Origin of the sequence: Streptomyces hokutonensis (assembly GCF_000376565.1) — a bacterium.
Lineage (GTDB): Bacteria > Actinomycetota > Actinomycetes > Streptomycetales > Streptomycetaceae > Streptomyces > Streptomyces hokutonensis.
Genome location: NZ_BARG01000096.1, coordinates 1 through 25,777 on the forward strand (window position 1 = coordinate 1; position 25,777 = coordinate 25,777).

At 70.0% G+C, this 25,777-nt stretch carries 17 protein-coding genes; 13 read left to right on the forward strand and 4 right to left on the reverse strand.

Annotation, left to right across the window (positions count from 1 at the left end; genetic code table 11):
- Positions 1-222 precede the first annotated feature (222 nt).
- Positions 223-1,014, forward strand: coding sequence for a DUF4190 domain-containing protein (locus SSP08S_RS47800; protein ID WP_043260345.1), 792 nt, complete (start codon positions 223-225; stop codon positions 1,012-1,014).
- 970 nt (positions 1,015-1,984) lie between these two features.
- On the opposite strand, the gene ybiA is transcribed toward SSP08S_RS47800, so the two are convergent.
- Positions 1,985-2,572 (reverse strand): riboflavin biosynthesis intermediates N-glycosidase, encoded by a 588-nt coding sequence (ybiA, locus tag SSP08S_RS47810; RefSeq protein WP_019074767.1) that lies wholly within the window; start codon positions 2,570-2,572, stop codon positions 1,985-1,987.
- 211 nt (positions 2,573-2,783) lie between these two features.
- On the opposite strand from ybiA, the gene SSP08S_RS47815 reads away from it, so the two are divergent.
- From SSP08S_RS47815 to SSP08S_RS47850, 8 genes are all read left to right on the forward strand, one after another.
- Positions 2,784-4,319, forward strand: a complete 1,536-nt coding sequence (locus SSP08S_RS47815) for a gamma-aminobutyraldehyde dehydrogenase (protein WP_019074768.1) — start codon at positions 2,784-2,786, stop codon at positions 4,317-4,319.
- 56 nt (positions 4,320-4,375) lie between these two features.
- Positions 4,376-5,623 carry an ABC transporter substrate-binding protein gene (locus tag SSP08S_RS47820; RefSeq protein WP_019074769.1) on the forward strand — a complete coding sequence of 416 codons (1,248 nt, stop codon included), beginning with the start codon at positions 4,376-4,378 and terminating at the stop codon, positions 5,621-5,623.
- Positions 5,624-5,628: 5 nt separating this feature from the next.
- Positions 5,629-6,783 (forward strand): ABC transporter ATP-binding protein, encoded by a 1,155-nt coding sequence (locus SSP08S_RS47825; RefSeq protein ID WP_051106124.1) that lies wholly within the window; start codon positions 5,629-5,631, stop codon positions 6,781-6,783.
- Complete coding sequence (locus SSP08S_RS47830) at positions 6,783-7,706, forward strand: ABC transporter permease (RefSeq protein ID WP_019074771.1); 924 nt, start codon at positions 6,783-6,785, stop codon at positions 7,704-7,706. Before SSP08S_RS47825 ends, SSP08S_RS47830 begins: the two co-directional genes overlap by 1 nt.
- Positions 7,707-8,507 (forward strand): ABC transporter permease, encoded by an 801-nt coding sequence (locus SSP08S_RS47835; RefSeq protein ID WP_019074772.1) that lies wholly within the window; start codon positions 7,707-7,709, stop codon positions 8,505-8,507.
- Between the two features lie 29 nt (positions 8,508-8,536).
- The gene (locus SSP08S_RS47840; RefSeq protein WP_019074773.1) at positions 8,537-9,964 is read left to right on the forward strand and encodes an NAD(P)/FAD-dependent oxidoreductase; all 1,428 of its coding nucleotides are present in this window, start codon (positions 8,537-8,539) and stop codon (positions 9,962-9,964) included.
- A 125-nt stretch (positions 9,965-10,089) separates the two neighbouring features.
- Positions 10,090-10,545: a bifunctional DNA primase/polymerase gene (locus tag SSP08S_RS47845; RefSeq protein WP_019074774.1), complete on the forward strand. Its 456-nt coding sequence runs from the start codon at positions 10,090-10,092 to the stop codon at positions 10,543-10,545.
- A gap of 143 nt (positions 10,546-10,688) precedes the next feature.
- Positions 10,689-12,461, forward strand: a complete 1,773-nt coding sequence (locus SSP08S_RS47850) for a chitinase (RefSeq protein WP_019074775.1) — start codon at positions 10,689-10,691, stop codon at positions 12,459-12,461.
- Here the strand turns inward: SSP08S_RS47850 and SSP08S_RS47855 are convergent.
- A complete protein-coding gene (locus tag SSP08S_RS47855) occupies positions 12,449-13,030 on the reverse strand; it encodes a phosphatase PAP2 family protein (protein ID WP_051106125.1) in 582 nt (193 codons plus the stop codon). The two genes, SSP08S_RS47850 and SSP08S_RS47855, sit on opposite strands and share 13 nt — an antisense overlap.
- Before the next feature lie 478 nt (positions 13,031-13,508).
- On the reverse strand, positions 13,509-14,843 hold the full coding sequence (gene gabT, locus SSP08S_RS47860; protein WP_019074777.1) for a 4-aminobutyrate--2-oxoglutarate transaminase: 1,335 nt from the start codon (positions 14,841-14,843) through the stop codon (positions 13,509-13,511).
- A gap of 264 nt (positions 14,844-15,107) precedes the next feature.
- Between gabT and SSP08S_RS47865 the strand changes: the two genes are divergently transcribed.
- The 3 genes from SSP08S_RS47865 to SSP08S_RS47875 all read left to right on the forward strand — a co-directional run bounded on the left by SSP08S_RS47865 (position 15,108) and on the right by SSP08S_RS47875 (position 20,808).
- Positions 15,108-17,486 carry a hypothetical protein gene (locus SSP08S_RS47865; RefSeq protein ID WP_019074778.1) on the forward strand — a complete coding sequence of 793 codons (2,379 nt, stop codon included), beginning with the start codon at positions 15,108-15,110 and terminating at the stop codon, positions 17,484-17,486.
- A gap of 121 nt (positions 17,487-17,607) precedes the next feature.
- Positions 17,608-19,200, forward strand: coding sequence for a PucR family transcriptional regulator (locus SSP08S_RS47870; protein ID WP_019074779.1), 1,593 nt, complete (start codon positions 17,608-17,610; stop codon positions 19,198-19,200).
- Between the two features lie 162 nt (positions 19,201-19,362).
- Complete coding sequence (locus tag SSP08S_RS47875) at positions 19,363-20,808, forward strand: aldehyde dehydrogenase family protein (protein WP_019074780.1); 1,446 nt, start codon at positions 19,363-19,365, stop codon at positions 20,806-20,808.
- A gap of 124 nt (positions 20,809-20,932) precedes the next feature.
- Here SSP08S_RS47875 and SSP08S_RS47880 read toward each other — a convergent pair whose 3' ends face one another.
- Positions 20,933-23,770, reverse strand: a complete 2,838-nt coding sequence (locus SSP08S_RS47880; protein ID WP_019074781.1) for a glycoside hydrolase family 3 C-terminal domain-containing protein — start codon at positions 23,768-23,770, stop codon at positions 20,933-20,935.
- Positions 23,771-24,061: 291 nt separating this feature from the next.
- Between SSP08S_RS47880 and SSP08S_RS47885 the strand changes: the two genes are divergently transcribed.
- Positions 24,062-25,753, forward strand: coding sequence for an extracellular solute-binding protein (locus SSP08S_RS47885; protein WP_019074782.1), 1,692 nt, complete (start codon positions 24,062-24,064; stop codon positions 25,751-25,753).
- Positions 25,754-25,777 lie beyond the last annotated feature (24 nt).

A 25,777-nucleotide genomic window follows, 5' to 3' on the forward strand; every position in this document is an offset into this window, starting at 1 on the left:
TGGGGCTGGTGGGGTGCCGGTGAGGGCTGACGCGCCGGTCGGGATCGGTGGCGCCGTTCGCGGTGTGTGGTGTGCGGTGTTGGCGGGCAGCGGGCCGGCGGCGGACACCTGGTCGCGCCGAACCCGGCCGGTACCCGAGGCGCCGCACGTATGGCGGAACTGTCACGTGAACGCTCTAGCATGGTCCGCCTGACGGTCGACCGACGGGGACGGGGACGGGACATGGGGGACCAGACGCAGCCGGACGGCAGCGCGGGAGCGAACGACGACCCGTGGGCACCCCCGGAGAGCAAGCCATCACTGGACAAGCGCGCACAGCCACCCGCCCCCGGCCAGCAGCCGCCCCCGCAGGACCAGCCGCCGTCCCTGCACTACCAGCCCACCATGACCGCCCTCCCGTCCGACGGCTTCGCTCCACCTGCCTCCGGAGTGCCCGGAACTCCGCCTCCTTCCGGCGCATCCGGAGTCCCGCACCCGTCCGGCGCCCCCGGCTACGGCGGGCCCGGCACACCGCCGGGCCACCCCGGCAACGTAGGCACACCCCCCGGCCTCCCCAGCTACGGCGCCCCCGGTTACGGCCCGCCCAACGCCCCGGGCGCACCCGGCATGCCCGGCGGCTACGGCTACCCCGGCTACCCGCAGGGCTACGGCTGGCCCGGTATGCCGATGGCCCCGCAGAACAACCTGGGCACCGTGGCCCTGGTGCTGGGCATCCTGTCCTGCTGCCTGTTCTGCATCTACGGCATCGTCTCCCTGATCCTCGGCATCATCGCCGTAGTCCTCGGCGTGAAGGGCAAGAAGCGCGCGGACCGGGGCCAGGCCACGAACCGGGGTCAGGCCCAGGCAGGTCTGGTCACGGGGATCATCGGCATCATCCTCGGCCTCGCCGTGATCGCCCTGCTGGTCATCGGCTTCGCGGTCTACCAGAACGGGAACGACAACCAGGACTCCGGCTCGACCTCGTCCTACAACTCCGCGCCCGCCCTGTCGGCCCCCATCCCGCCCCAGAGCTGACCACAACAGCCGCCCCCTCCGACACACCCTTGCGGCTCGCCCCGCCGTAGCGCGCCCCAGGCCCTCCGCGGCGCGAGTCCGGTCGCGGCCGAAGCGCCTTCCCCGGCAGGCCCCCGAGGTCCACCCACCGAAGCCGCCCCGGCCCTCGGTCATCGCCAGCCCGGCCGCAGCGTCATCCCCAATACGCCTCCCGATGCGAGCCCTGCTGAAGCGATGCCGGCCCTCCACCAACGCGCACCGCAACCGCAGCCCACGCGCTTTCCCGACCGAACCCCGGGCTCGCCTCGACCTCTGACCTCGGCCGCCCCCGGACTGCCGTCAGCGCGAACCCAGCTGTGGCCGAAGCGCCTTCCCCAGCGCGCCCCGTGGAAGCCGCCCCGGCCCTCCATCGTCACGCGCCGCAACTGCAGCCGACGCGCTTTCCCGACCGAACCCCGGGCTCGCCTCGACCTCTGACCTCGGCCGCCCCTGGACTGCCGTCAGCGCGAACCCAGCTGTGGCCGAAGCGCCTTCCCCAACGCATCCCGCCGCAGCCCGTGCCTTCCACTGTCACGCGCCGCGACCGCAGCCCAAGCGCCTCCCCAACGCATCCCGGGCTCGCCTCGACCTTCTGCCTCAGCCGTTCCCGGCTCCCGGTCGCGCGAGCCCAAACTGCATCAGCACCGCGCTCCCCGATACGTACCTCGCGCTCGCCCCCGCCCTCCACGACCGCGAGCCCAGCGACGGCCGCAGCACCTTCCCCCAACAGGTCCCCGAGGCGCGCCCGCCGAAGCCCCCCCCAAGGGTCTCCATCAGCGCGAACCCGGCCGTGGCGAAGTGCCTTCGCCGGATATGCCCCGGGGCTTGCCCAACCCCCGCTTCGGCCACCCCGGGCCTCCCAGCGGCCAGCCCAACCAACAGCAGCCGAAGCCCTCCGGCGGCCCCGGCACCCCCACCACCTCCAACCCCCGTCCCCGCAGAGGTCCCGCCCCTACCCCACCCGCCCCCGAGCCTCCATCAACGCGAACCCCAGCAGATTCGGACCCCGCCACCGCTCCGGATCCCCCGCCCCCGGATCATCCGCGGCCAGCCCGATCCCCCACACGCGGTCCACGGGACTCGCCTCCACGAGCACCCGATTCCCCGTACCCAGCAGAAACGCCCGGAGTTCCTCGTCCGCCGCGAACTTGTGGACGCTCCCCTCGACGACGATCCCGAACCGCTCCCGCGCCCAGGTCTCCTCGTCGAAGCCGCGCACCAGGCGCCCCGCCTTCTTCGCCACGGACGGATGGCCCGCCGCCAGCACCCGCGCGAGGGCGTCCTCGTCGCCGAAGAGTCGCGCCTTGCCGGCCATCATCCAGTGCTCTGCGGTCGCATACGTCACCCCGTCCACGGTGAACGGCGACGGCCACCACTGGCTCAGGCAGCTCGCGCTCACGCGGCCGTCCGGGCGGGGGCGGTGGCCCCAGAAGTGCAGGTACTTGACCTTGGTCCCGGCGCGCACTTCCCTGATCAGGGCTTCCTGCGAATCGATCTTTTGCGCGGCGTCCGCCGCGAGCTTCCCCGTGATCCCGTCCATACACGCGAGTCTTGCAGGCACCACTGACACTCCGTCCCCCCTTTTCCGTATGGACTCGACACCTGGTCGAAGGATTCCGTCGCGTAACCAAAAGGCAACAACGGAATCACTTGTTGGAGTCCCTTTGCTCTGTCAGGATCGGCATTCAAATCGAGCTGGAGCTACGCCACCCGCCAGCGGACGAAGCGGGGCGAAGGCGGAGGAGAGCGACATGCACAACCCGGGCAGCGCAACCCCGGACCGATTCCCCGCTCAGGAGTACTTCGCGGACGGCGCGCAGTTCATCGCGGGCCGCCTGACCAAGGGCACCTCGGGCCACACCCACGCGGTCGTCGACCCCGCCACCGGCGAGGACGTGTACACGTACGAGCTGGCCGGCACGGCCGACGTGGACGCGGCCGTCGCCGCCGCCCGCGCCGCCTTCCCGGGCTGGTCGGGCGCCACCCCCGGCGAGCGCTCCGACGCGCTGCACCGCTTCGCCGCCGTGCTCGCCGAGCGCGCGGACGACTTCGCCCGCGCCGAGTCCCTCCAGTGCGGCAAGCCCCTCAAGCTGACCCGCGAGTTCGACATCCCCGGGACCATCGACAACACGGCCTTCTTCGCCGGTGCCGCACGGCATCTGCAGGGGCAGTCCGCCGGTGAGTACTCGGGCGACCACACGTCGTACGTACGCCGTGAACCCATCGGTGTCGTCGGCTCCATCGCGCCCTGGAACTATCCCCTCCAGATGGCCGCCTGGAAGATCCTCCCGGCGATCGCCGCCGGCAACACGATCGTGCTCAAGCCCGCCGAGCTCACCCCGCTGACCTCGCTGATGTTCGCGCAGGCCGCCACCGAGGCCGGTATCCCGGACGGTGTCATCAACATCGTCACGGGGACCGGGAAGGAGGCCGGTGAGCATCTCGTCGGCCACCCGGACGTGGCCATGACCTCCTTCACCGGCTCCACCGCCGTCGGCAAGCGCGTCGCCGAGATCGCGACCGCCACCGTCAAGCGCATCCACCTGGAGCTCGGCGGCAAGGCGCCCTTCGTGGTCTTCGACGACGCGGATCTCGAAGCCGCCGTCAACGGAGCCGTCGCCGGTTCGCTCATCAACACCGGGCAGGACTGCACGGCCGCCACGCGCGCGTACGTGCAAAGGCCCCTCTACGAAGCGTTCGTCCAGAAGACCGCCGCCCTCATGGCGGGCGTCCGGGTCGGCGATCCCTTCGCCCCGGGCACCGACCTCGGTCCGCTGATCTCGCACGTCCAGCGCGACCGCGTCGCCGGGTTCGTCGACCGGGCGCGTGGCTACGCGCGCGTGGTGACCGGCGGCGAGGCTCCTCAGGGAGATCTCAAGAACGGCGCGTACTATCGCCCCACCCTGGTCGCGGACGCCGCCCAGGACAGCGAGATCGTGCAGTCGGAGCTCTTCGGCCCGGTGCTCGTGGTGCTGCCCTTCGACAGCGACGACGAGGGCATCGCGCTCGCCAACGACACCCCGTACGGCCTCGCCGCCTCCGCGTGGACCCAGGGCGTCTACCGGGCAGGCCGCGCGACCCGCGAGATCAAGGCCGGCTGCGTGTGGATCAACGACCACATTCCGATCATCAGCGAGATGCCCCACGGCGGCTACAAGGCGTCCGGCTTCGGCAAGGACATGTCCGCCTACTCCTTCGAGGAGTACACCCAGATCAAGCACGTCATGTTCGACAACACCGCGGTCGCCAGGAAGGACTGGCACCGCACGATCTTCGGGGACCGATAGCAGAACTGACGGCCGCCCAAGCCGCGGCCGTCTCCTCCCGAAAGGGCAGCACGCGCATGAAGCAGTACGAGCCCGACCGCCTGACCCCGGCCGAAGTGGCCGCCGTCCGGCGCAGCTTCCGCAAGAGCAGGTCCGCGTGGACCCGTCGTTCGGTGCTGCGCGCCTCCGCCGGCGGCGCGCTCGCGGTCGGCGGTCTCGGGGCCCTGAGCGGCTGCGGGATCCCCGCAGCAGGCAAGACGCAGGGCGGTGTGTCCGCCGACGACCACTCGGCCACGGAGAAGGAGATCGACTTCTCCAACTGGCCCGAGTACATCGACACGGACGACAGCGGCAAGCACCGGCCCACCCTGGACGCGTTCACCAAGCGGACCGGCATCAAGGTCAAGTACACCGAGGACATCAACGACAACGACGAGTTCTTCGGCAAGATCCAGCCGCAGCTCGCCGCAGGCCAGCCCACCGGCCGCGACCTGATCGTCCTCACCGACTGGCTGGCCGCCCGCATGATCCGCCTGGGCTACGTCCAGAAACTGGACGCCTCCAACCTGCCGCACGCCTACGCCAACCTGTCGGACCAGTTCCGCAGCCCCGACTGGGACCCCGGCCGGGCGTACTCGTACGTATGGCAGGGCATCTCGACCGTCATCGCCTACAACAAGAAGGCGCTCGACGGCGTCGAGGTGAAGTCGATCTCGGACCTGCTCGACAACCCCAAGCTCAAGGGCCGTGTCGGCTTCCTCACCGAGATGCGCGACAGCGTCGGCATGACCATGCTCGACATGGGCAAGGACCCGGCGAAGTTCACCACCGACGACTACGACGCGGTCATCGCCCGCCTCCAGAAGGCCGTCGACAAGGGCCAGATCCGCCGCTTCACGGGCAACGACTACACGTCCGACCTCACCAAGGGCGACTTCGCGGCCTGTGTCGCCTGGGGCGGCGACATCGTCCAGCTCCAGTCGGACAACCCGGACGTCGGCTACGTCATCCCCGAGGCCGGCTACATGACGTCGACCGACAACCTGCTGATCCCCAACAAGGCGCGCCACAAGACGAACGCCGAGCGGCTGATCGACTACTACTACGAGCCCGAACCGGCCGCCGAACTCGCCGCCTACGTCAACTACGTCAGCCCGGTAGGGGACGTGAAGCCGTATCTCGCGAAGATCGACAAGTCGGCGGCGAGCAACCCGCTGATCCTTCCCGACAAGGCCATGGCGGCCAAGTCCCACGCCTTCCGCTCCCTGAGCTCGAAGGAAGAGACGGCCTACCAGCAGAAGTTCGCAAAGCTCACAGGGGCGTGACGACGATGAACACCAAGGACACCAGCGGCGACGTCCGCCTCTCCGGTATCAGCAAGACCTACGACAACGGCTTCACAGCAGTGCAGCCGCTGGACCTGACCGTGCCCCAGGGGTCGTTCTTCGCCCTGCTCGGTGCGTCCGGCTGCGGCAAGACGACCACTCTGCGCATGATCGCCGGTCTGGAGGAACCTTCCTCCGGCACCGTCCACCTCGGCGACCAGGAAGTCACCAATCTCCCGCCCTACAAGCGGCCGGTGAACACCGTCTTCCAGTCGTATGCCCTCTTCCCGCACCTCGACATTTTCGAGAACGTCGCCTTCGGTCTGCGCCGGCGCGGCATCAAGTCGGTGAAGCAGCAGGTCGTCGACATGCTCGACCTGGTCCAGCTCGGCGAGCAGGCGCGCAAGAAGCCGCACCAGCTGTCGGGCGGCCAGCAGCAGCGGGTCGCGGTGGCCCGCGCGCTGATCAACCACCCCAAGGTGCTGCTCCTCGACGAGCCCCTCGGCGCCCTCGACCTCAAACTGCGCCGCCAGATGCAGCTGGAGCTCAAGCGCATCCAGACCGAGGTCGGCATCACCTTCGTCCACGTCACGCACGACCAGGAGGAGGCCATGACCATGGCCGACACGGTCGCCGTGATGAACGCGGGCCGTGTCGAGCAGCTCGGCTCGCCCAGCGACCTCTACGAGAACCCGAACACCACCTTCGTCGCCAACTTCCTCGGCACCTCCAACCTCATCGAGGCCGAGGTCGACTCCAAGAGCGGTGACGACATCGTCCTCAAGGCGGGCGGCGGCAAGCTCGTCCTCCCCGAGGCGCGATGTTCCGCGCCCACCACGACCGGCGGCAAGGTCCTGGTCGGCGTACGCCCGGAGAAGATCACCCTCACGCCCGCCGACGACGCGGGCGAGATCCCGGCCGGCCGCAACCGCATCACCGGCAAGATCGCCGACTCCAGCTTCATCGGCGTCTCCACCCAGTACGTCATCGACAGCCCGGTCTGCCCCGAGTTCGAGGTCTACGCCCAGAACATCGACCGCGACTCCCGGCTCCGGCCCGGCGCCGACGTGGTCCTGCACTGGAACCCGGCCCACACCTTCGGCCTCGACGCGGCGCAGGACATCGACGCGGGCGTCGACACCGAGGAGGAGGCCGCCTGATGGCCGCTGTCACCGAGGCGCCGCCCCTGGCACCGGCGCCGGAGAAGAAGCCTCCGCGCAAGAGGGGCCGCTGGACGCCGTACTGGCTGCTGCTGCCCGGCATTCTCTGGCTGATCGTCTTCTTCGCGCTGCCGATGATCTACCAGGGCTCCACGTCGATCCAGACGGGCTCCCTGGAGGACGGCTACAAGGTCACCTGGCACTTCTCGACCTACTGGGACGCGGTGTCCGAGTACTGGCCGCAGTTCGTGCGCTCGGGCTTGTACGCCGCCGCCGCGACGATCCTCTGTCTGCTGCTCGGCTACCCGCTCGCGTACCTCATCGCCTTCCGCGCGGGACGCTGGCGCAACCTGATCATGATCCTGGTGATCGCGCCGTTCTTCACCAGCTTCCTGATCCGCACGCTGGCCTGGAAGACGATCCTCGCGGACAGCGGCCCGGTCGTCAGCGCCCTCAACACGCTGCACGTCCTGGACGTCACCAACTGGCTCGGCTGGACCTCGGGCGACCGTGTGCTGGCCACGCCACTCGCGGTCGTCTGCGGACTGACGTACAACTTCCTGCCGTTCATGGTGCTCCCGCTCTACACCTCGCTGGAGCGCATCGACGGACGGCTGCACGAAGCGGCCGGCGACCTGTACGCCAAGCCCTTCACCACCTTCCGCAAGGTCACCTTTCCGCTGTCGATGCCCGGCGTCGTCTCCGGCACCCTGCTGACCTTCATCCCGGCGGCCGGTGACTACGTCAACGCCGAACTCCTCGGCTCCACCGACACCCGCATGATCGGCAACGTCATCCAGACGCAGTTCCTGCGCATTCTGGACTACCCGACGGCGGCGGCACTCTCCTTCGTCCTCATGGCCGCCATTCTCGCCATGGTGACCATCTACATTCGCAAGTCCGGGACGGAGGATCTGGTCTAAATGGCAGTCGTACGCTGGTTCAAGCGCCATTTCGTAGTCATCGCCGGCCTGTTGACGCTCGGATATCTCCTCCTCCCGAACGTCATCGTCACGGTGTTCTCCTTCAACAAGCCGAAGGGGCGCTTCAATTACGAGTGGCAGAAATTCTCGCTGGACGCCTGGAAGCAGCCGTGCGGTGTCGCCGACATGTGCGGCTCGCTGAGCATCAGCCTCCAGATCGCCGTCTGGGCGACCATCGGCGCCACCGTCCTCGGCACGATGATCGCCTTCGCGCTGGTCCGCTACCGCTTCCGCGCGCGCGGCGCCGTCAACTCGCTGATCTTCCTGCCGATGGCGATGCCCGAGGTCGTCATGGCGGCCTCGCTGCTCACCCTGTTCCTCAACATGGGCGCCCAACTGGGCTTCTACACCATCCTGATCGCCCACATCATGTTCTGCCTCAGCTTCGTCGTCACCGCCGTCAAGGCCCGCGTGATGTCGATGGACCCGCGCCTGGAGGAGGCGGCCCGGGACCTCTACGCCGGGCCGGTGCAGACGTTCGTCAGGGTCACCCTCCCCATCGCGGCCCCCGGAATCGCGGCGGGCGCGCTGCTCTCCTTCGCGCTCTCCTTCGACGATTTCATCATCACCAATTTCAACGCGGGTTCGACCGTCACGTTCCCCATGTTCGTCTGGGGTTCGGCACAGCGCGGGACACCCGTTCAGATCAATGTCATCGGTACGGCCATGTTCCTCGTCGCCGTATTGTTGGTGCTTGCCTCCATGGTGATCACCAACCGCCGCAACAAGGTAAAGGCATAACCGCTAGCGCCCTGTAGGGAGTTGAAATCATGGCCCCGAGCGCCATGAGCCGCAGCAACAACTGGACCAAATCTCTCTCCGAAGCCCGGCCGGTCCCGTACTGGCTGGACGACCCCGGCAAACCCCACCCCGAGCCCGCGCTCACCGGCGCCGAGACCTGCGATCTGCTGGTCGTCGGCGGCGGCTACAGCGGACTGTGGACCGCGCTCATCGCGAAAGAGCGCGACCCGCAGCGGGATGTCGTCCTGCTGGAAGGCCGCGAGGCGGGCTGGGCCGCCTCGGGCCGCAACGGCGGCTTCTGCGCCGCCTCCCTCACCCACGGCCTGTCCAACGGCCTCACCCGCTGGCCCGACGAGATCCACAAACTGGAGGAGCTGGGCGCCCGCAACCTCGACGAGATCGAGAGCGCGGTCGCCCGCTACTCCCTGGACTGCGAGTTCGAGCGCACCGGCGAGATCGACGTCGCCACCGAACCCCACCAGGCCGAGGAACTCCACGACTGGCACGCCGAGTTGGCGAGCAAGGGCCTCGCCGAAGGCACCGAGTTCCTCGACGCGGAAGCGGTCCGCGAACAGGTCGATTCGCCGACCTTCCTCGCCGGCCTCTACGACAGCCGGGGCGTCGCGATGCTCAACCCGGCCAAACTGGCCTGGGGGTTGAAGCGCGCCTGCCTCGGGCTCGGCGTCCGGATCTACGAACACACCCCCGCCCTCGCCCTCAAGCCGTACGGCGCCGGCATGGCCGTACGGACCCCCTACGGCTCGGTCCGCGCCCGCCGGGTCGCGCTCGGCACCAACATCTTCCCGAACCTGATCAAGCGCGTCCGCTCGTACACCGTCCCGGTCTACGACTACGCGTTGATGACCGAGCCGCTCTCCGGCGACCAGTTGGCGTCGATCGGCTGGAAGAACCGCCAGGGCCTGGGCGATTCGGCGAACCAGTTCCACTACTTCCGGCTCTCCGCCGACAACCGCATCCTGTGGGGCGGTTACGACGCGATCTACCCGTACGGCGGCCGGGTGCGCGCCGAGTACGACGACCGGCCGGAGACGTACGCCAAGCTGGCGGAGCACTTCTTCACCTGCTTCCCGCAGCTGGAGGGGCTCAACTTCAGCCACGCGTGGGGCGGCGCGATCGACACCTGCTCGCGCTTCTCGGCGTTCTTCGGCACCGCCCACCAGGGCAGGGTGGCGTACGCGGCGGGCTTCACCGGTCTCGGTGTCGGCGCCACCCGTTTCGGCGCGGACGTGATGCTGGACCTGCTCGCGGGGGAGCGGACCGAGCGCACGGAACTCGAGATGGTCCGCAAGAAGCCGCTGCCCTTCCCGCCCGAGCCCTTCGCCTGGACCGGCATCGCGCTCACCAAGTGGTCGCTGGCCCGCGCCGACGACCACGGCGGCCGGCGCAACCTGTGGCTGAGGACGATAGACAAGCTGGGCCTGGGCTTCGACAGTTGAGCCCCACCTGCGGGGTGTGACCCGGTTCACTCCTTCGAGGTGCGAAAACCCGCGTAATGCCGTGGGCCGACCTCCCTCTCTCCTGTGACGCGACCAGCGTCGACATGAGAAAGGGAGGTCTCCTCATGACTGGGGCGAAGACGGCCGTCGAGTGGCTGGCATCCGTGGCTCCGGATCCGGAGGCCTGCCGCTGGGAATGGGAGCGCAACCCCCAGGGGATCGCGCTGCTGCCCGCCGGCAAGGCCTGGGACGTACTCATCCTGCCGGGTGAGCTCGGTTATCCCACGCTCGATGTGCTCACCCGGGTCATCGATCAACTGGGCCCGGTACTCGTCGACTTCGGCGACGCACGCATGGGTTTCCTGGTACCGCCCGGTACCGCCGCCCGCTGGCTCGGCACCGGGATCCGCACGGCGGGACCCGGCACCTGGATCGTCGTGCCGTACCCCGGCCGGTCGACCGGCGGAGTCCGCTGGCTGGTACCGCCGGACGGCTCCGGCACCCTGACCGATCCCGCGCTCCTCGAACTCGCCATGCACGAGGCGGCGGCGGGGCTGGCGACGGAAGGGGAGGACGGGTAGCCGACAGAAGTCCCGACATACGAGGTCGCGGCACCGGGAGGTCTTGACAAGCGAATTGGTCTGGACCAAATTGGGCGCGCTCCACCCCTCCAATTCCCCCATGCCCGGAGGCACTTGTGGATCGCTCCAGACCTGTCCTCGCCATGCTCACGGCCGCCCTGCTGGCCGTACCCGGCATCACCGCACTCTCGTCGGCCGCCCGTGCGGCCGACGCGGACCTGGCGAAGAACGGAGGCTTCGAGTCCGGCCTCGACAACTGGTCGTGCTCCGCGAGCAGCGGTACGACGGTCAAGTCGCCCGTGCACGGCGGCAGTTCGGCGTTGCAGGCGACCCCGGCCGGCAACGACTACGCCCAGTGCGCGCAGACGGTGACCGTGAAACCGAACTCGCAGTACTCGCTCGGCGGCTACGTCCGCGGCAGCTACGTCTACCTCGGCGCGAGCGGCACCGGCACCACCGACGTCTCCACCTGGACTCAATCGGCCCCCGACTGGCAGCGGTTGACGACCAGCTTCACCACCGGCGCGTCCACCACCAAGGTCACGATCTACACCCACGGCTGGTACGCCACCGGCGCCTACTACGCCGACGACATCTCCCTCACCGGCCCGGCGGTCGACCCGGGCCAGCCGCCAACCACCCCCACCGGCCTCGCCGTTGGCACGATCACATCCTCCTCCGTCGCCCTCTCCTGGTCCGCCGTCACCGGCGCGACGAGCTACGCGATCTACCGCGACGGAGTGAAAGTCCAGACGGCGAGCGGGACTTCGGCCACCGTGAGCGGTCTTACGGCCGCGACGGCGTACAGCTTCCAGGTCACGGCGGTGAACGACGCGGGCGAGTCCGCGAAGTCGGCGGCGGTCACCGCGACCACGTCCACCGGCTCGGGCCCCAGCACCGGCCTCCCCACTCACGCCCTCGTCGGCTACCTCCACGCGAGCTTCGCCAACGGCTCCGGCTACACGCGCCTGGCCGACGTCCCCGACAGCTGGGACGTCATCGACCTGGCCTTCGGCGAACCCACCTCCGCCACCTCGGGCGACATCCGCTTCAACCGCTGCCCGGTCAGCGAGTGCGCGAACGTCGAGAGCGACGCCGACTTCAAGGCGGCGATCAAGGCCAAACAGGCGGCGGGGAAGAAGGTGTTGATCTCCATAGGCGGCGCCAACGGCCAGGTCCAACTGACCACAACGGCAGCCAGGGACACCTTCGTGTCGTCGGTCTCGAACATCATCGACACCTACGGCCTCGACGGCCTCGACATCGACTTCGAGGGCCACTCGCTGTCGTTGGACGCGAGCGACACCAACTTCAAGAGCCCCACGACTCCCGTGGTCGTCAACCTGATCGCGGCCCTGAAGACCCTGAAGGCCAAGTACGGCTCGAAGTTCGTGCTGAGCATGGCACCGGAGACGTTCTTCGTGCAGATGGGCTACCAGTTCTACGGCACCGGCAAGTTCGGCGGCCAGGACCCGAGGTGCGGAGCGTATCTGCCCGTCATCTACGCCCTGCGCGACGACCTCACCCTGCTGCACGTCCAGGACTACAACTCGGGCCCGATCATGGGTCTCGACAACCAGTACCACACCATGGGCGGCGCCGACTTCCACATCGCGATGACCGACATGCTGCTCACCGGCTTCCCGGTCGCGGGCGACACCACCAACGTGTTCCCGGCCCTGCGCCCCGACCAGATCGCCATCGGCATGCCGGCGTCGGTCAACGCGGGCAACGGCTACGTGGCCCCTGCCGAGGTCACGAAAACCCTGGACTGCCTGACGAAGAAGGTGAGTTGCGGCTCGTACACGACCCACGGCACCTGGCCGACCCTGCGCGGCCTGATGACCTGGTCGATCAACTGGGACCGCTACTCGAACTGGGAGTTCCAGAAGACGTTCGACGGCTACTTCGGCTGAGGTTCGCTCTCGCTCCGAAAGCGGGCGAGCAACAGCCGCAGCGAGGCGAGCAGCACGGTCCCGAGGCACCAACTGGCCACCACGTCCAGTGGCCAGTGGTAGCCCCGCCGGACCAGCCCGAAGCTGACGGCGGCGACGAGGAGGGCGCAGACGGCGACGGCTCCGCGGCGGGCGTACGACGTCCGGAGCCAAGGAAGGAGGACGAGCGTCGAGGCACCGTACGCGATCATCGCGGTGGCCGTGTGGCCGGAGGGGTAGTAGCCGGTGCCGGGCGGGACGGCCGGGGTGCCGCCGCGGGCGATCAGTTCCTTGACGGGGACGACCAGCGCCGGGACCAGGGCCATCAGCACGGCCGCCGCGAGGGGTGCCGGCCACCAGCGGTCCGTACCACTGGAACGGCCGCGCCGGGCGACGTAGAGAAGGACCACCAGGAGAACAGGTACCGCGACCTGGACGTTGCCGAGGTCGGCGAGGAGTTCGGAGAAGCGGTCCGGGTGGACGAGTGCGCGGCTCAGGCGCTCGTCCGAGCGGAGGAGCGGGCCGTCGGAGGCCACCTGCCAGGTGATCACCGCGAAGAGCAGCGCGGGAAGGGCGAGAAGGAGCCAGAAAAAGGAGGTCGGCCGGCCCGGAACAGGGGGGGTAGTTCCGAGCCGGCCGTCCGGATCGGAACGTCGGCCGCCCCGGGGGGTTTGGGGCGGGCGACTGTCCGATCGGTGAGGAGATTCGGAGCCGGAGGCTCCTGTTGTGTGCGCGAGGGCACGACCAGGGCGAAGCTGGGGAGGCCTCGTCCTGAAGTCGCCCACAGTCCCCTGTGGGCGGGGTGTATCTCTCATCTGGGTAGAACCTACGGCAGTGACTGGAGGGAAGACAGGCGGATTCGCGTCCCGTCATGCACCCCGCACACCTTCTTCACACGGCCTGACGCCCGCCGCCCCAGCCTGTGAATCATCAAGGATGAAAGGGCTGGGGCGGGTGGGACGTGTGGGGTGCGGCCCCTGCGCGGGAGCTGTGGGTTCCCTGTGGCCGGGAAGTACGGGAGAGGGTGGCTCAGATGCGTGCGAACGCCTGCTCGATGATGTCGAGGCCCTCGGTCAGCAGGTCGTCCCCGATGACCAGCGGGGGCAGGAAGCGGAGGACGTTGCCGTAGGTGCCACAGGTCAGGACCAGCAGCCCCTCCTGGTGGCAGGCCTTGGCCAGCGCGGCCGTCGCCTCCGGGTTCGGCTCCTTGGTCGTACGGTCCTTGACCAGCTCGATGGCGATCATCGCGCCGCGCCCCCGCACATCGCCGATGATGTCGAACTTCTCCGCCATGGCACCGAGCCGGGCCTTCATCACGGCCTCGATGTTCTTCGCCTTGGCGTTGAGGTCGAGCTCCTTCATGGTCTCGATGGCACCGAGCGCACCGGCGCAGGCGACCGGGTTGCCGCCGTACGTACCCCCGAGCCCACCGGCGTGCGCGGCGTCCATGATCTCGGCGCGCCCGGTCACGGCGGCGAGCGGCAGCCCGCCCGCGATCCCCTTCGCGATCGTGATCAGGTCCGGGACGACACCCTCGTCCTCGCACGCGAACCACTGACCCGTACGGCAGAACCCGGACTGGATCTCGTCGGCGACGAACACGATCCCGTTGGCCTTGGCGAATTCACTCAGCGCCGGCAGGAAGCCCTTCGCCGGCTCGATGAAGCCGCCCTCGCCGAGGACCGGCTCGATGATGATCGCGGCGACGTTGTCGGCGCCGATCTGCTTGTTGATCATGTCGATGGCCTGCGCGGAGGCCTCGGCACCGGCGTTGTCGGGACCGGTCGGCCACCGGTAGCCGTAGGCCACCGGCACGCGGTACACCTCGGGCGCGAACGGCCCGAAGCCGTTCTTGTACGGCATGTTCTTCGAGGTCAGCGCCATGGTGAGGTTGGTCCGGCCGTGGTAGCCGTGGTCGAACACGACGACGGCCTGGCGCTTGGTGTAGGCCCGCGCGATCTTCACGGCGTTCTCGACGGCCTCGGCGCCGGAGTTGAACAGCGCGGACTTCTTGGCGTGGTCGCCCGGGGTCAGCTCGGCGAGCGCCTCCGCGACCTCGACGTACCCCTCGTAGGGCGTGACCATGAAACAGGTGTGGGTGAAGTCGGCGAGCTGCGCGGTGGCACGGCGTACGACGGCCTCGGCGGAGGCGCCGACGCTCGTCACCGCGATACCGGAACCGAAGTCGATGAACCGGTTCCCGTCGACGTCCTCGATGATCCCGCCGCCCGCGCGCGCGGTGAACACGGGCAGCACGGAACCCACACCGGCCGCGACCGCCGCGGTACGGCGGGCCTGCAGCTCCTGGGACTTCGGGCCGGGGATCGCGGTGACGACGCGGCGCTCCTGCGGAAGTGCGGTCATGAGGGGCTCCTGGGGTGGTGCGGACGCTTGCGCGCTGTCCTGTTTCTTTTTCTTCCTTTCTCGCAGGCTAGGACCGGGGGCGAGGGGTGGGCATGCTCCATGTGGGCGGTGTCGGCGCCGCGGGTTGTCCGTGGTGGACAGTGCCGGGTTCGCGGAGCTTGCGGTGGGCCCGGGCGCGTAAACGGTGAACTCCCCTTCTGGGCGCGTTAGATTGACTCGCTGACGGTGTACGGAACGGCTGGTCAAGGGGCGAGGGCGAGGACGATGGACAGCGACGGGACGCGGGACGCGCGGGGTACGCATGCGAATCCTGTGCCGCGTCCGGCACGGCCCACGGAGGCGCCCGGAGTCCCGCCGAGGCCGACGCACGCCCCGGGCGCGGCCGGCACCGCCGTTGCCGACTGGCTCAACGAGCCCCGGCCCGCCGCCGGCCCCGGAATCTGGCGGTTCGGGTACCGCGTGCCCAAGCCGGAGAAGAACACCGAGCGCCTGTCACCGATCACCATCGTCGGCGTCCTCGTCCCGCTCGTCGTCGGCATGGTGCTGTGGTCGCTGTGGAAGCACGGCAGCATCCCTTACCAATGGGCGCTGCTGAGGGTGTTCACCCCGGAGGACTGGTGGTGGGCAGGCACCACGGCACCCAAGGGCAAGGGCTTCGACGCCGTGGCGGTGGCCGACGGCGTGTTCTTCGCCGTCCTGGTCTACGGCATGGGGCGCCTGGGGAGCTGGCCGGAGATCGTCCGGCACCTCGTCACACGCCGCCCGCAGCCGGCCCGGGCGCTGCTCGCGCTGCTGGGCGCCGTGGTCGCCGAGAACCTGGTCGTGATCCCGAGCGTTTTCGACGTCGGCTGGAACGCGCTTCCGGTGGCCGGGCCCATCTACCACCTCATCAACCTCTTCCCTGGCGGCTACGACTTCATCTCCACACCGCTGATGGGCAACCTGCTCTACGTCGTCATCGGTGTGCTGCTCCTGTGGCCGTTCGCCCGGATCGGCGGCTGGCTGCCACTGCTCCGGGAGCGGCACGCCCCGAGTGAGCCGGTCGCCGCCGCGCCGGCGCCGGCCGACGGGTCACGCGCCCACTGGCCCGAACTGCGGGAGGCAGGGCAGTTCGAGGCCGCGGACGTCCTCACCCACGAGGTGCTGGCGGGGCGGATGAACGACGTGGACTGCGCGCGCGTCGAGCACGCCTGGCAGCGGGCCCGGCGGACGGGCGACCTCTCCTCCTTCACCCGCACCGTGCTGCGGGCCGCCGGCAGTGCCTGGACCCACCCGTCCGGCTCCCGTGACCTGCCCGGCCGTATCGCGCGGCACGACCTGCTCGCCGGTCAGGTGCGGATCGGGACCTGGGCGGCGGGTGAGCGCACCTCGCTCGCCTACCGCGGTGTCGGCACCGCGCTCGGCCCGGACACGCTGGGGACCTCGCTGCTCGTCGTCGGACCCTCGGGTTCGGGCAAGACACGGCACGTGGTGCGGCCGCTGGTCGAGAACCTCACCCTCCAGGCCCTCACCGGCCGGTGCGCCGTCGTCGTGGTGTGCGCGGCCGGCGAACCGCTCGGCGCGGACGACGCCTTCGACGTGATCGTTCGCGTCGGGGATCCGGCGTCCGTCCACGACCTCGACCCGTACGCCGAGTCCGGCGACCCCGACGAGGCCGCCGCCCTGCTCGCGGAGGCCCTGGTCGGAGACCTCGACACGGTGGACACGCAGCGTGCCGCCGGTGCCCTGGCCCAGCTCCTCGGGCCCTACCGGGCCGCGTACGGGAGGTTCCCCGCACTGCCCGTACTGCGCGAACTCCTCGAGGGCGAGCCGAGGGTACTGTCGGAGCTGAGCGGGGCGCTCGCCGACGACGGGCACGCCATGATGCGGCGCGAACTCGACTCCCGCATGCGCCACGCCGGCGGTGGCAACGACCCCGGCCAGGCCCTCGCGGACCGGCTCGCGCTGCTCGACCGCCCGGTGTTCGCCGAGTTCTTCGGAGCGGGGGGCGGGACCGCACGGCCGTTCTCGCTGCGAGCCGTCGCCCATCATCCGCTGCGGGTCCGTATCGACCTGCCCGAGCACGGGCACGACGAGGCGGCCAAGGTGCTCACCAGGCTGGTCCTCGCGCAGTTCACCGCGCTGGTGCGCGGCCGTGAGCGCGGGCACTTCGCCTGCCTCGTGCTCGACGACGCCACCGGCACCGTGACCACCGAGTCACTGCGCAGGATCCAGCGGCTGCGCTCCGAGGACGCGGGTGTCGTCCTCGCCCTGCGCACCGTCGGCGACGTGCCCGAGGCCCTGCACGGCCCGCTCTACGGCGCGGTCGGCTGCCGGATGGCGCTGGCCGGCGTCACCACCTGGGACGGCAGCCGCTTCGCGCAGGCCTGGGGCACCGAGTGGGTGGAGACCACGGACGTCGCCAAGCACACCGTCTTCGCCGATCAGCCCATGACCCGCGCCATCCACGCCCTCCGCAAACTGGTCACCGGCAAGGCCGTTACCACGGAGGCCGTGACCGTCCGCCAGGTCGAGCGGGAACGCTGGTCCGCGTCCGAACTGGCGCACGGTGTGCCGGCCGGACACGCGGTGCTGTCCCTGACCAGCGTGAAGGGGGAACACGCGCCTCCGCTGCTCGTGGATCTGCGCGGCCAGGGGCACTGAACCGGACATACGGGGGCGTCACGACCGTACGGTGAGGCAGAATCGGCACAGGCCGTTCATACGCGGCGGCCAAAATATCGCACTGATCGCCCGCGCTTGATCTTCTTCGACTGAAGGCCCCATGCCCCCCACCCTCGCCTCGCTCGTCCACCATTCCGCGCTCAAGCTCACCGTGCGCGCCGGCGAGGACCGTCTGGACGTGCCTGTGCGCTGGGCGCATGTCAGCGAGCTGGCCGACCCGGTGCCGTACATGGAGGGCGGGGAACTGCTGCTGATCACCGCGTTGAAGCTGGACGCGGAGGACCCCAAGGCCATGCGGCGGTATGTGAAGCGGCTGGTGGGGGCGGGGGTCGTGGGGCTCGGGTTCGCTGTCGGGGTCAACTACGACGAGATTCCGAAGGCGCTGGTCGACACGGCGGAGGAGGAGGGGCTGCCGTTGTTGGAAGTGCCCCGGCGGACCCCGTTCCTCGCGATCAGCAAGGCCGTCTCCGCCGCGATCGCCGCCGACCAGTACCGGTCCGTGACCGCGGGGTTCGCCGCGCAGCGCGAGCTGACCCGGCAGGCCCTCACCGACGGCCCGGAGGGGCTGCTCGCCGCGCTCGCCTCGCAGGTCGACGGATGGGCCGCGCTCTACGACACGTCCGGCGCCGTAGTCGCCGCCGCACCGGAGTGGGCGGGCCGCCGGGCCGCCCGGCTCACGGCGGACGTGGAACGGCTGCGGGAGCGCCCCGCGCCCGCCTCCTCCGTGGTGGGCCTCCCGGACAACGAGGACCGCGTCGAACTGCACTCCCTCGGCACCGGCCGACGCCCGAAGGCAGCCCTCGCGGTGGGGACCGCCGCCGCGCTCGGGACGGCGGAACGGTACGCCGTCCACTCGGCGATCGCGCTCCTGACCCTCACCACCGAACGCTCACGTTCCCTGCAGGCCGCCGAGCAGCGGATCGGCGCGGCGGTGCTGCGGATGCTGCTCGCCGGACAGCCGGACCACGCGCGGGCGGTCGCCGGGGACCTGTTCGGAGCGCTCCTCGACGCTCCGTTCCGGGTGATCGTGGGGGAGGGCACCGGCGCGGACCGCGACCCGCTGGGCGGACTCGCCGAGGTCATGGAGTCGGCGGCGGCCCGCTCCGGGGAGGCGGTTCTCGTCGTACCGGAAGGGCCGCAGGAGTCGGAGCGGCTGGTCGTGCTCGCCGTCGACGGGGGCGCGGCCGTCGAGGCCTGCCGCGAGTACGCGGCGGCGCTGGAGGCCGAGCGCGCCTCCTCGGACGTACGGGAGCAGGCCGAGGACGACGGACCGGTCGTGGGACTCTCCGCACCGGCCGGACCCATCGCCGCCGCTGCCGCCTACAAGCAGGCGGAACAGGCGTTGTCGGTGGCCCGGCGGCGCGGGCGGGTCTTCGTCGAGCACGAGGAACTGGCGGCCGGGTCGGTGCTGCCGCTGCTCGCCGACGACGCGGTACGGGCGTTCGCGGACGGGTTGCTACGGCCGCTCTCCGAGCACGACGCGACCGGGCGCGGGGACCTGGTCGCCTCGCTGCGGGCGTGGCTGTCCCGGCACGGACAGTGGGACGCGGCGGCGGCCGACCTCGGGGTGCACCGGCACACCCTGCGGTACCGGATGCGGCGGGTCGAGGAGATCCTCGGCCGGTCGCTGGACGATCCGGACGTGCGGATGGAGCTGTGGCTGGCCCTGAAGGCGACAGCTGCCGCGGAGTGACGGCCTCTGTGGAGTGGTGGCCGCCGCGGAGGGGCGGGCCCTGACGAACTGTACTGTTCCCGTCCGGTACCACTACGACTCGGCTAAACGCACCGCGGCCTCCCCGCACCTACGGTTGACCGAGAAGCCCCAAGACCACCCCCAACGCGGAAGGGCCGGGACATGACTTCCACCCACGCCTTCTGGCTCGCCGGCCGTCAGGCCACGGGCGAGGACACCTTCGACGTCACCTCCCCGTGGGACGGACGCCTCGTCGGCAAGGTCAGCGTGCCGACCGACGCCCAGGTCGAGGAGGCGGTGGCCGCCGCGTACGCCGTACGGGACGAGTTCGCCGCGACCCCCGCCCACGTCCGCGCCGCCGCCCTCGACCACGTCAGCCGGCGTCTCGCCGAGCGCACCGAGGAGATCGCGCAGCTGATCTCCGACGAGAACGGCAAGCCGATCAAGTGGGCGCGCGGCGAGGTCGGCCGGGCCGTGTCCGTGTTCCGGTTCGCGGCCGAGGAGGCGCGGCGCTTCAACGGCGGTGAGGCCCAGCGCCTCGACACCGACGCCGGCGGCCAGGGCCGGCTCGCTCTCACCCGGCGCTTCCCGAAGGGCGTCGTGCTCGGCATCGCGCCCTTCAACTTCCCGCTGAACCTGTGCGCCCACAAGATCGCCCCCGCGATCGCGGCCGGCGTGCCGATCATCCTCAAGCCGGCCCCGGCCACCCCGCTCTCCGGCCTGATCATCGGCGACCTGCTCGCCGAGTCCGAACTGCCCGCCGGCGCGTGGAGCATCCTGCCGGTCGCCAACGACCACATGCCCGCCCTCGTCCAGGACGAGCGGCTGCCGGTGATCTCCTTCACCGGTTCGGAGAAGGTCGGCTACGCGATCATGGACTCGGTGCCGCGCAAGCACTGCACCCTGGAGCTGGGCGGCAACGGCGCGGCCGTGGTCCTCGGGGACTACTCCTCCGACGCCGACCTCGACTGGGCCGCGACCCGTATCGCCACCTTCTCCAACTACCAGGGCGGCCAGTCCTGCATCTCCGTGCAGCGGGTCATCGCCGACGCGGCCGTCTACGACCGTCTCCTCCCGCGCATAGTCGCCGCCGTCGAGGCCCAGGTCACCGGTGACCCCAGCGACGCCAAGACCGATGTCGGCCCGCTGGTCAGCGAGGCCGCCGCGCAGCGCGTCGAGTCGTGGGTCCAGGAGGCCGTCGACGCCGGCGCCACCCTCCTCACCGGCGGCAAGCGCGACGGCGCCTCGTACGCGCCGACCGTGCTCACGGACGTACCGGCAGATGTGACGATCTCCTGCGAGGAGGTCTTCGGACCGGTGCTGACCGTGACGAAGGTGGACGGCGAGGCCGCCGCCTTCGCTGCTGCCAACGACTCCAAGTACGGCCTCCAGGCAGGGGTGTTCACCCATGACGTGCAGGTCGCCTTCCGTGCCCACCGCGCGCTCGAGGTCGGCGGTGTCGTGATCGGCGACGTCCCGTCCTACCGCGCCGACCAGATGCCCTACGGCGGCGCCAAGCAGTCCGGTGTCGGCCGCGAGGGCGTGAAGTTCGCGATGGACGACTACACCTACGAGCGGGTGCTGGTGCTCACGGGCCTCGCGCTCTGACCGTCCTCTCACCCGGCAGCTCTAGCTAATGGGAACCATTTTCATGTAGTCTCGCTGCAGCGGGCCCGGCACCGATGCCTTCCGGTGCCGGGCCCCTGCTTTCCGTCGGCCTGCTTCCGGACCCTCAGCCGGAGAAGCCGACGTGCGCGAGCCGCAACGGGCCGCGCAGCCTGATGTGCACGTCGTGCACGCCCTCGGCGACGATCCCGGCGCCGAGCGTGGTGTAGTCGTACGGGCCCGATGTGGGTGTGGACAGGGCGAGTTCGGCGAGTGCCGGGCCGCCGTCCAGGGACAGTTCTACGACCCCCTCGCCCGCCACCTGCACGGTCACCTCCGTGACCCCGGTGCCGAAGTCGCAGTGCCGGTACGTCAGTTCGGCCGTCTCGCCGCTCATCGGTGTCACCGCCTCGCCCGCCGCCTTCGTCCGGTCGACGATCTCGCCGCCCGACTGCTCGTCGAAGTCGGCCGCGGGCAGGCCTCGTTGGAGGACGTCGCGGGGTGCGGCGGGCTCACCGGTGAGCGTCACCGTCGTCCGCAGGCGGATGTCCTCGCTGGAGGCGCCGACGAGGAGGTGGTATCCGCCCGGTTCCAGGCGGTGGCCGCCCCGGGCCACGTCCCAGAACTCGAAGGCGGACAGCGGGAGTTCGAAGGAGAGGTCCGCCGTCTCGCCCGGGGCCAGCGTCACGCGCCGGTGCGCGACCAGTTCGCGGCGCGGGCGTGGGACCGACGGGTCGGCGGCGCGTGTGTACAGCTGCGCGACCTCGTCGGCCGTCACGTCCCCGGTGTTCGTGACCGTGAACTCCACGTGCACCGCGCCGAGTTCGACGCGGACGCTCAGGTCGCCGTAGGAGAAGGACGCGTACGACAGTCCGTGGCCGAACGGGAACAGGGGCGTGCCCTCGAAGTAGAGGTAGGTCTGCCGGCCGCCGATCACGTCGTAGTCGAGGAGGTCGGGCAGGTCGGTGTCGGCCGCGTACCAGGTCTGGGGGAGGCGGCCGGCGGGGGAGGTGTCTCCGGCGAGGACGCGGGCGAGGGCGGTGCCGGCCGCCTGGCCGCCGTGGGCGGTCCACAGGATCGCGGGGAGGTCGGAGGGGTCGACCGTGTACGGGTACGCGGAGACCAGCGCCAGCACCGTGTTCGGGTTCGCGGCGCGGGCCGCGCGCAGCAGGCGCTGCTGCTGGGGCGGGAGTCGGAGCGTCGTACGGTCCTCGGTCTCGCGGCCGTTGATGTGCGGGTCGTTGCCCGCGACGACGAGCACCACGTCGGCCGCCTCGGCGACCCGGGCCACCGCGTCCTCGCCGCGCTCGGCGATCACCAGCTCGAAGATTTCTCCGCCCTCTTCGGCAACCTTCACGCCGTCGGCGGCGACAGAGACGTGGCGACCCGTGCCGATGTGCAGTAGGAGGTGACCGTTCTCGTGGGGTTCCAGGCGGAATGTCTCCTGGACGACCCAGCCGCCGGGCTGGTCGGCGGAGGCGCGCACGTAACCGTCCTCGGCGACCGAGAGGTAGCGGCCGTCGGGGGCGCGGAGGGTGAGGACGCCCTCGCCCCAGTCGACGAGCGCGAGTTCGGTGCCGGTGGGGTCGGTGGTGAGCGGGGGGAGGTCGGTGCGGCCCGCGAGGAGGGCGGGGTCCAACGCGCCCTCGGCGCCGCGTACTTCGTCGGGCACGTCCGCCAACGGGACGTGCAGACAGGCGCCTTGGGAGGTCTTCAGCCGTACCCGGTCCACGCCCTCCGCGAACTCGACGCGCTCGGCGCCGAACCGCTCGTACAGGCCCTCCAGCGGAGTGGAGCGGTGGATCAACGTGCCGCTGTACCAGTCGAGTTTGCACTCGTCCGCGAGCAGTCCGACCACGGCGAGACGGGTGTCGTGGGCGAGGGGCAGCAGGTCGCCGTCGTTCTTGAGGAGGACGACCGCTTGCTCGGCGGCCTCCTGGGCGAGGGCTCGGTGCGCCGGGGTGTCGAAGTCCTGGATGCCCGCGTGCGGGTCGTGCGCCGGGTCGAACTCGCCGAGCCGGAACCGGACCGAGAGCTGACGGCGTACCGCCGCGTCGATGTCGGCCTCGGTCAACAGCCCCTGTTCCAGGGCGCCTTGGAGCCGCGCCACGATCGTCGAGCCGTCCGTGCCGTGGTCGGTGAAGCTGTCCACGCCGGCGAGCAGCGAGGCCGCCGTCGCCTCCTCGTGGGTGTCGAAGTAGTGCTCGGAGTCGACCAGGTTGGAGGGCGCGCCCGCGTCCGAGCAGACCAGCAGGTCCTCGTCCGTCCAGGTGCGCAGGTGCTCGCGCAGATACGGCGAGACGTGGTTGGGGCGGCCGTTGACCAGGTTGTACGCGGGCATCACCCCGGCCACCGCGCCCGCCTCGACCGTCTCGCGGAAGGCGCGCAGGTCGTACTCGTGCAGCACGCGCGGGCGGACGGAGGACGAGGTGATGTCGCGGCCGGTCTCGTTGTTGTGGGCCAGCCAGTGCTTGAGGACGGGAGCCGTGCGCCAGTACGTCGGGTGGTCCCCGCGCAGGCCGCGCGTGTACGCGGTGGCGATCGCCGAGGTCAGCCTCGGGTCCTCCGAGTAGCCCTCCTCGTTACGGCCCCACAGCGGGTGGCGCAGCAGGTTCACCGTGGGGGCCCAGACGTTGAGGCCCACGCGGTCGTCGCGGGCGCGCATCGCGCGGACCTCCTTGGAGACCGCGTCGCCGACCCGTCGTACGAGCTCCTCGTTCCAGGTCGCGCCCAGGCCCACCGCCTGCGGGAAGACCGTCGCCGGGCCCATCCACGCCACCCCGTGCAGGGCCTCCTGGCCGGTGCGGAACGCGGCGACGCCCAGGCGCTCCACGGCGGGCGCGTACTGGTGCAGAAATCCGATCTTCTCGTCGAGGGTGAGCCGTGCCAGCAGATCGTCGATGCGCTTCGCGAACGGCAGCTGCGGGTCGCGGAAAGGCGGCGTAGGCGGCGTTTGTGCGGTCACGTGGGGTTCCCCTTGCGATGGAGCGGCGCGGCTCTTTCGAAGCGCTTCGATGCTGATTCGATGAGGAGCGGGTGTCAAGAGACCTTCACCGTTATTTCAAGCAGCACATACGGACAGGTCACCCCGCACACCTCGGAGGAATCTTGGGAGCGACCCTTGTGCACCCTCGGGCGTTCACTTAACCTCGCAGCAACATCGAAGCGCTTCGACTAAGTGCTCTGTTCCACTCAAGACACCGCAGCCGACGGCTCCACCGCCGGGTGTCCTGGTGCGCCATGAAGGGTTGACGCAATGACGCCGAACGCCTCCGCCGCCTCCGCTCCCAGCCGGAGAAGCTTCCTCGCCTCCACGGCGGTCGTCGCCGCAGCGGTGGCGGGAGGGGTACCGCTGCTCTCCGCCTGCGGCGCCTCGGACAGCGGCTCGGGCGGGGGCACCTCGCAGGGCAAGGGCGTCAAGAAGGTGCTGCCGGCCTTCGTCGCGAACAACGTGGTGACCCCGGACATCCCGGCGAAGAACGGCTCCGCGCTCGGCTTCACCAGCAAGCTCGACCTCGCGACCCTCAAGACCTCGGTGCCCAAGAAGCTCGGCAAGGGCGGCAAGGTCTCCATCATGTCGCCGTTCTGGGGCTCCCCGCCGAAGAGCGACAACGCCTACTACAAGGCGATGAACGCCCTGATCGGCGTCGACGTGGCCTGGCAGAACCAGGACGGCAACACCTACGACCAGAAGCTCGGCGCGGTTCTCGCCTCCAGCGACATCCCCGATGTCGTGGTCATCCCGGGCTGGAACATGGGCGGCAAGATACCCAGCGCCATCATCAACAAGTTCGCCGACCTCGGACCCTACCTCTCCGGGGACGCGATCAAGGAGTACCCGAACCTCGCGGCGATCCCGACGGACGCCTGGCAACGCTCCGTCTTCGGCGGCAAGCTGCGCGGCCTGCCCCAGCCGTCCCCGTACGTCACCGGCATCGTGCCCCTGTACCGCAAGGACATCTTCGACAAGGAGGGGTACGAAATCCCCACCTCCGCCGACGAGTTCATGGCGCTGTGCAAGGAGATCACCAACGCCAAGGCCAAGCGGTGGGCCTGCCTCGACATGAAGTGGACCGCCTTCCAGGCCTTCGGAGTGCTCTCGGGCAGCGAGAAGCCGCTCGGCTGGAACCTCGTCGACGGCAAGCTGATCAACCGCATCGAGACCCCCGAGTACCTCGAGGCGCTGGAGTGGACCCGCAAGCTGTTCGCCGCCGGATACGTGCACCCCGACGCCAAGTTGGGAAAGAGCGCGGCCACCGACCCGGGCCCCAAGTTCGCGGCCGGCGAGTTCCTCATCTACGCCAACAACATCTCGCAGTGGTGGAGCCGCACCGCCGAACAGGCCACGCAGAACCCGGCCTACAAGATCTGGGGCATGGACATCTTCGGCCACGACGGCGGCAACCCGAGCCTCTGGGCCGAACAGCCCGCCGGCATCTTCGCCTTCATCAGCAAGAACGCCTCCGAGTCCGTGATCCGCGACGCGCTGGCCGTCGCCAACGTCACCGCCGCGCCGTACGGCACCAAGGAGTACATGCTCACCAACTACGGCGTGGAGGGCACCCATTACACCGTCAAGAACGGTGTGCCCACCAAGACCGACCAGGGCAACAACGAGGTCATCAACGCCTACGTCATGGTCGCCAGCCCCGCCGCCACCATCGCCCACCCCGACTTCCCCGAGGTCGCCAAGGCGCAGGTCGAGTGGCAGCAGCGGATGGGCGCGTTCACCAAGAAGTCCAGCTTCTACGGGCAGATGATCACCGAGCCCTCCCGCTACACCAACCTCGGCAACGACTTCGAGCAGTTGGAGGACGACATCACCCGCGGCCGCAAGAAGATCAGCGACATGCAGCAGGCCGTGTCGGACTGGAAGAGCAAGGGCGGCGACCAACTCCGCGCCTGGTACCAGAAGTTGCTCGACGACAACGGCACCGCGACGAGCTGACCGGGTACCGAGGCAAGGAGAACG

What these genes read in the sequence shown, in the direction of transcription:
- SSP08S_RS47850 (WP_019074775.1), top strand. Translation starts at nt 10,689, where the DNA reads ATGCTCACGGCCGCCCTGCTGGCCGTACCCGGCATCACCGCACTCTCG.
- SSP08S_RS47820 (WP_019074769.1), top strand. Translation starts at nt 4,376, where the DNA reads ATGAAGCAGTACGAGCCCGACCGCCTGACCCCGGCCGAAGTGGCCGCC.
- SSP08S_RS47835 (WP_019074772.1), top strand. Translation starts at nt 7,707, where the DNA reads ATGGCAGTCGTACGCTGGTTCAAGCGCCATTTCGTAGTCATCGCCGGC.
- SSP08S_RS47825 (WP_051106124.1), top strand. Translation starts at nt 5,629, where the DNA reads ATGAACACCAAGGACACCAGCGGCGACGTCCGCCTCTCCGGTATCAGC.
- SSP08S_RS47865 (WP_019074778.1), top strand. Translation starts at nt 15,108, where the DNA reads ATGGACAGCGACGGGACGCGGGACGCGCGGGGTACGCATGCGAATCCT.
- gabT (WP_019074777.1), bottom strand. Translation starts at nt 14,843, where the DNA reads ATGACCGCACTTCCGCAGGAGCGCCGCGTCGTCACCGCGATCCCCGGC.
- SSP08S_RS47875 (WP_019074780.1), top strand. Translation starts at nt 19,363, where the DNA reads ATGACTTCCACCCACGCCTTCTGGCTCGCCGGCCGTCAGGCCACGGGC.
- SSP08S_RS47830 (WP_019074771.1), top strand. Translation starts at nt 6,783, where the DNA reads ATGGCCGCTGTCACCGAGGCGCCGCCCCTGGCACCGGCGCCGGAGAAG.
- ybiA (WP_019074767.1), bottom strand. Translation starts at nt 2,572, where the DNA reads ATGGACGGGATCACGGGGAAGCTCGCGGCGGACGCCGCGCAAAAGATC.
- SSP08S_RS47870 (WP_019074779.1), top strand. Translation starts at nt 17,608, where the DNA reads ATGCCCCCCACCCTCGCCTCGCTCGTCCACCATTCCGCGCTCAAGCTC.
- SSP08S_RS47885 (WP_019074782.1), top strand. Translation starts at nt 24,062, where the DNA reads ATGACGCCGAACGCCTCCGCCGCCTCCGCTCCCAGCCGGAGAAGCTTC.
- SSP08S_RS47800 (WP_043260345.1), top strand. Translation starts at nt 223, where the DNA reads ATGGGGGACCAGACGCAGCCGGACGGCAGCGCGGGAGCGAACGACGAC.
- SSP08S_RS47845 (WP_019074774.1), top strand. Translation starts at nt 10,090, where the DNA reads ATGACTGGGGCGAAGACGGCCGTCGAGTGGCTGGCATCCGTGGCTCCG.
- SSP08S_RS47815 (WP_019074768.1), top strand. Translation starts at nt 2,784, where the DNA reads ATGCACAACCCGGGCAGCGCAACCCCGGACCGATTCCCCGCTCAGGAG.
- SSP08S_RS47840 (WP_019074773.1), top strand. Translation starts at nt 8,537, where the DNA reads ATGGCCCCGAGCGCCATGAGCCGCAGCAACAACTGGACCAAATCTCTC.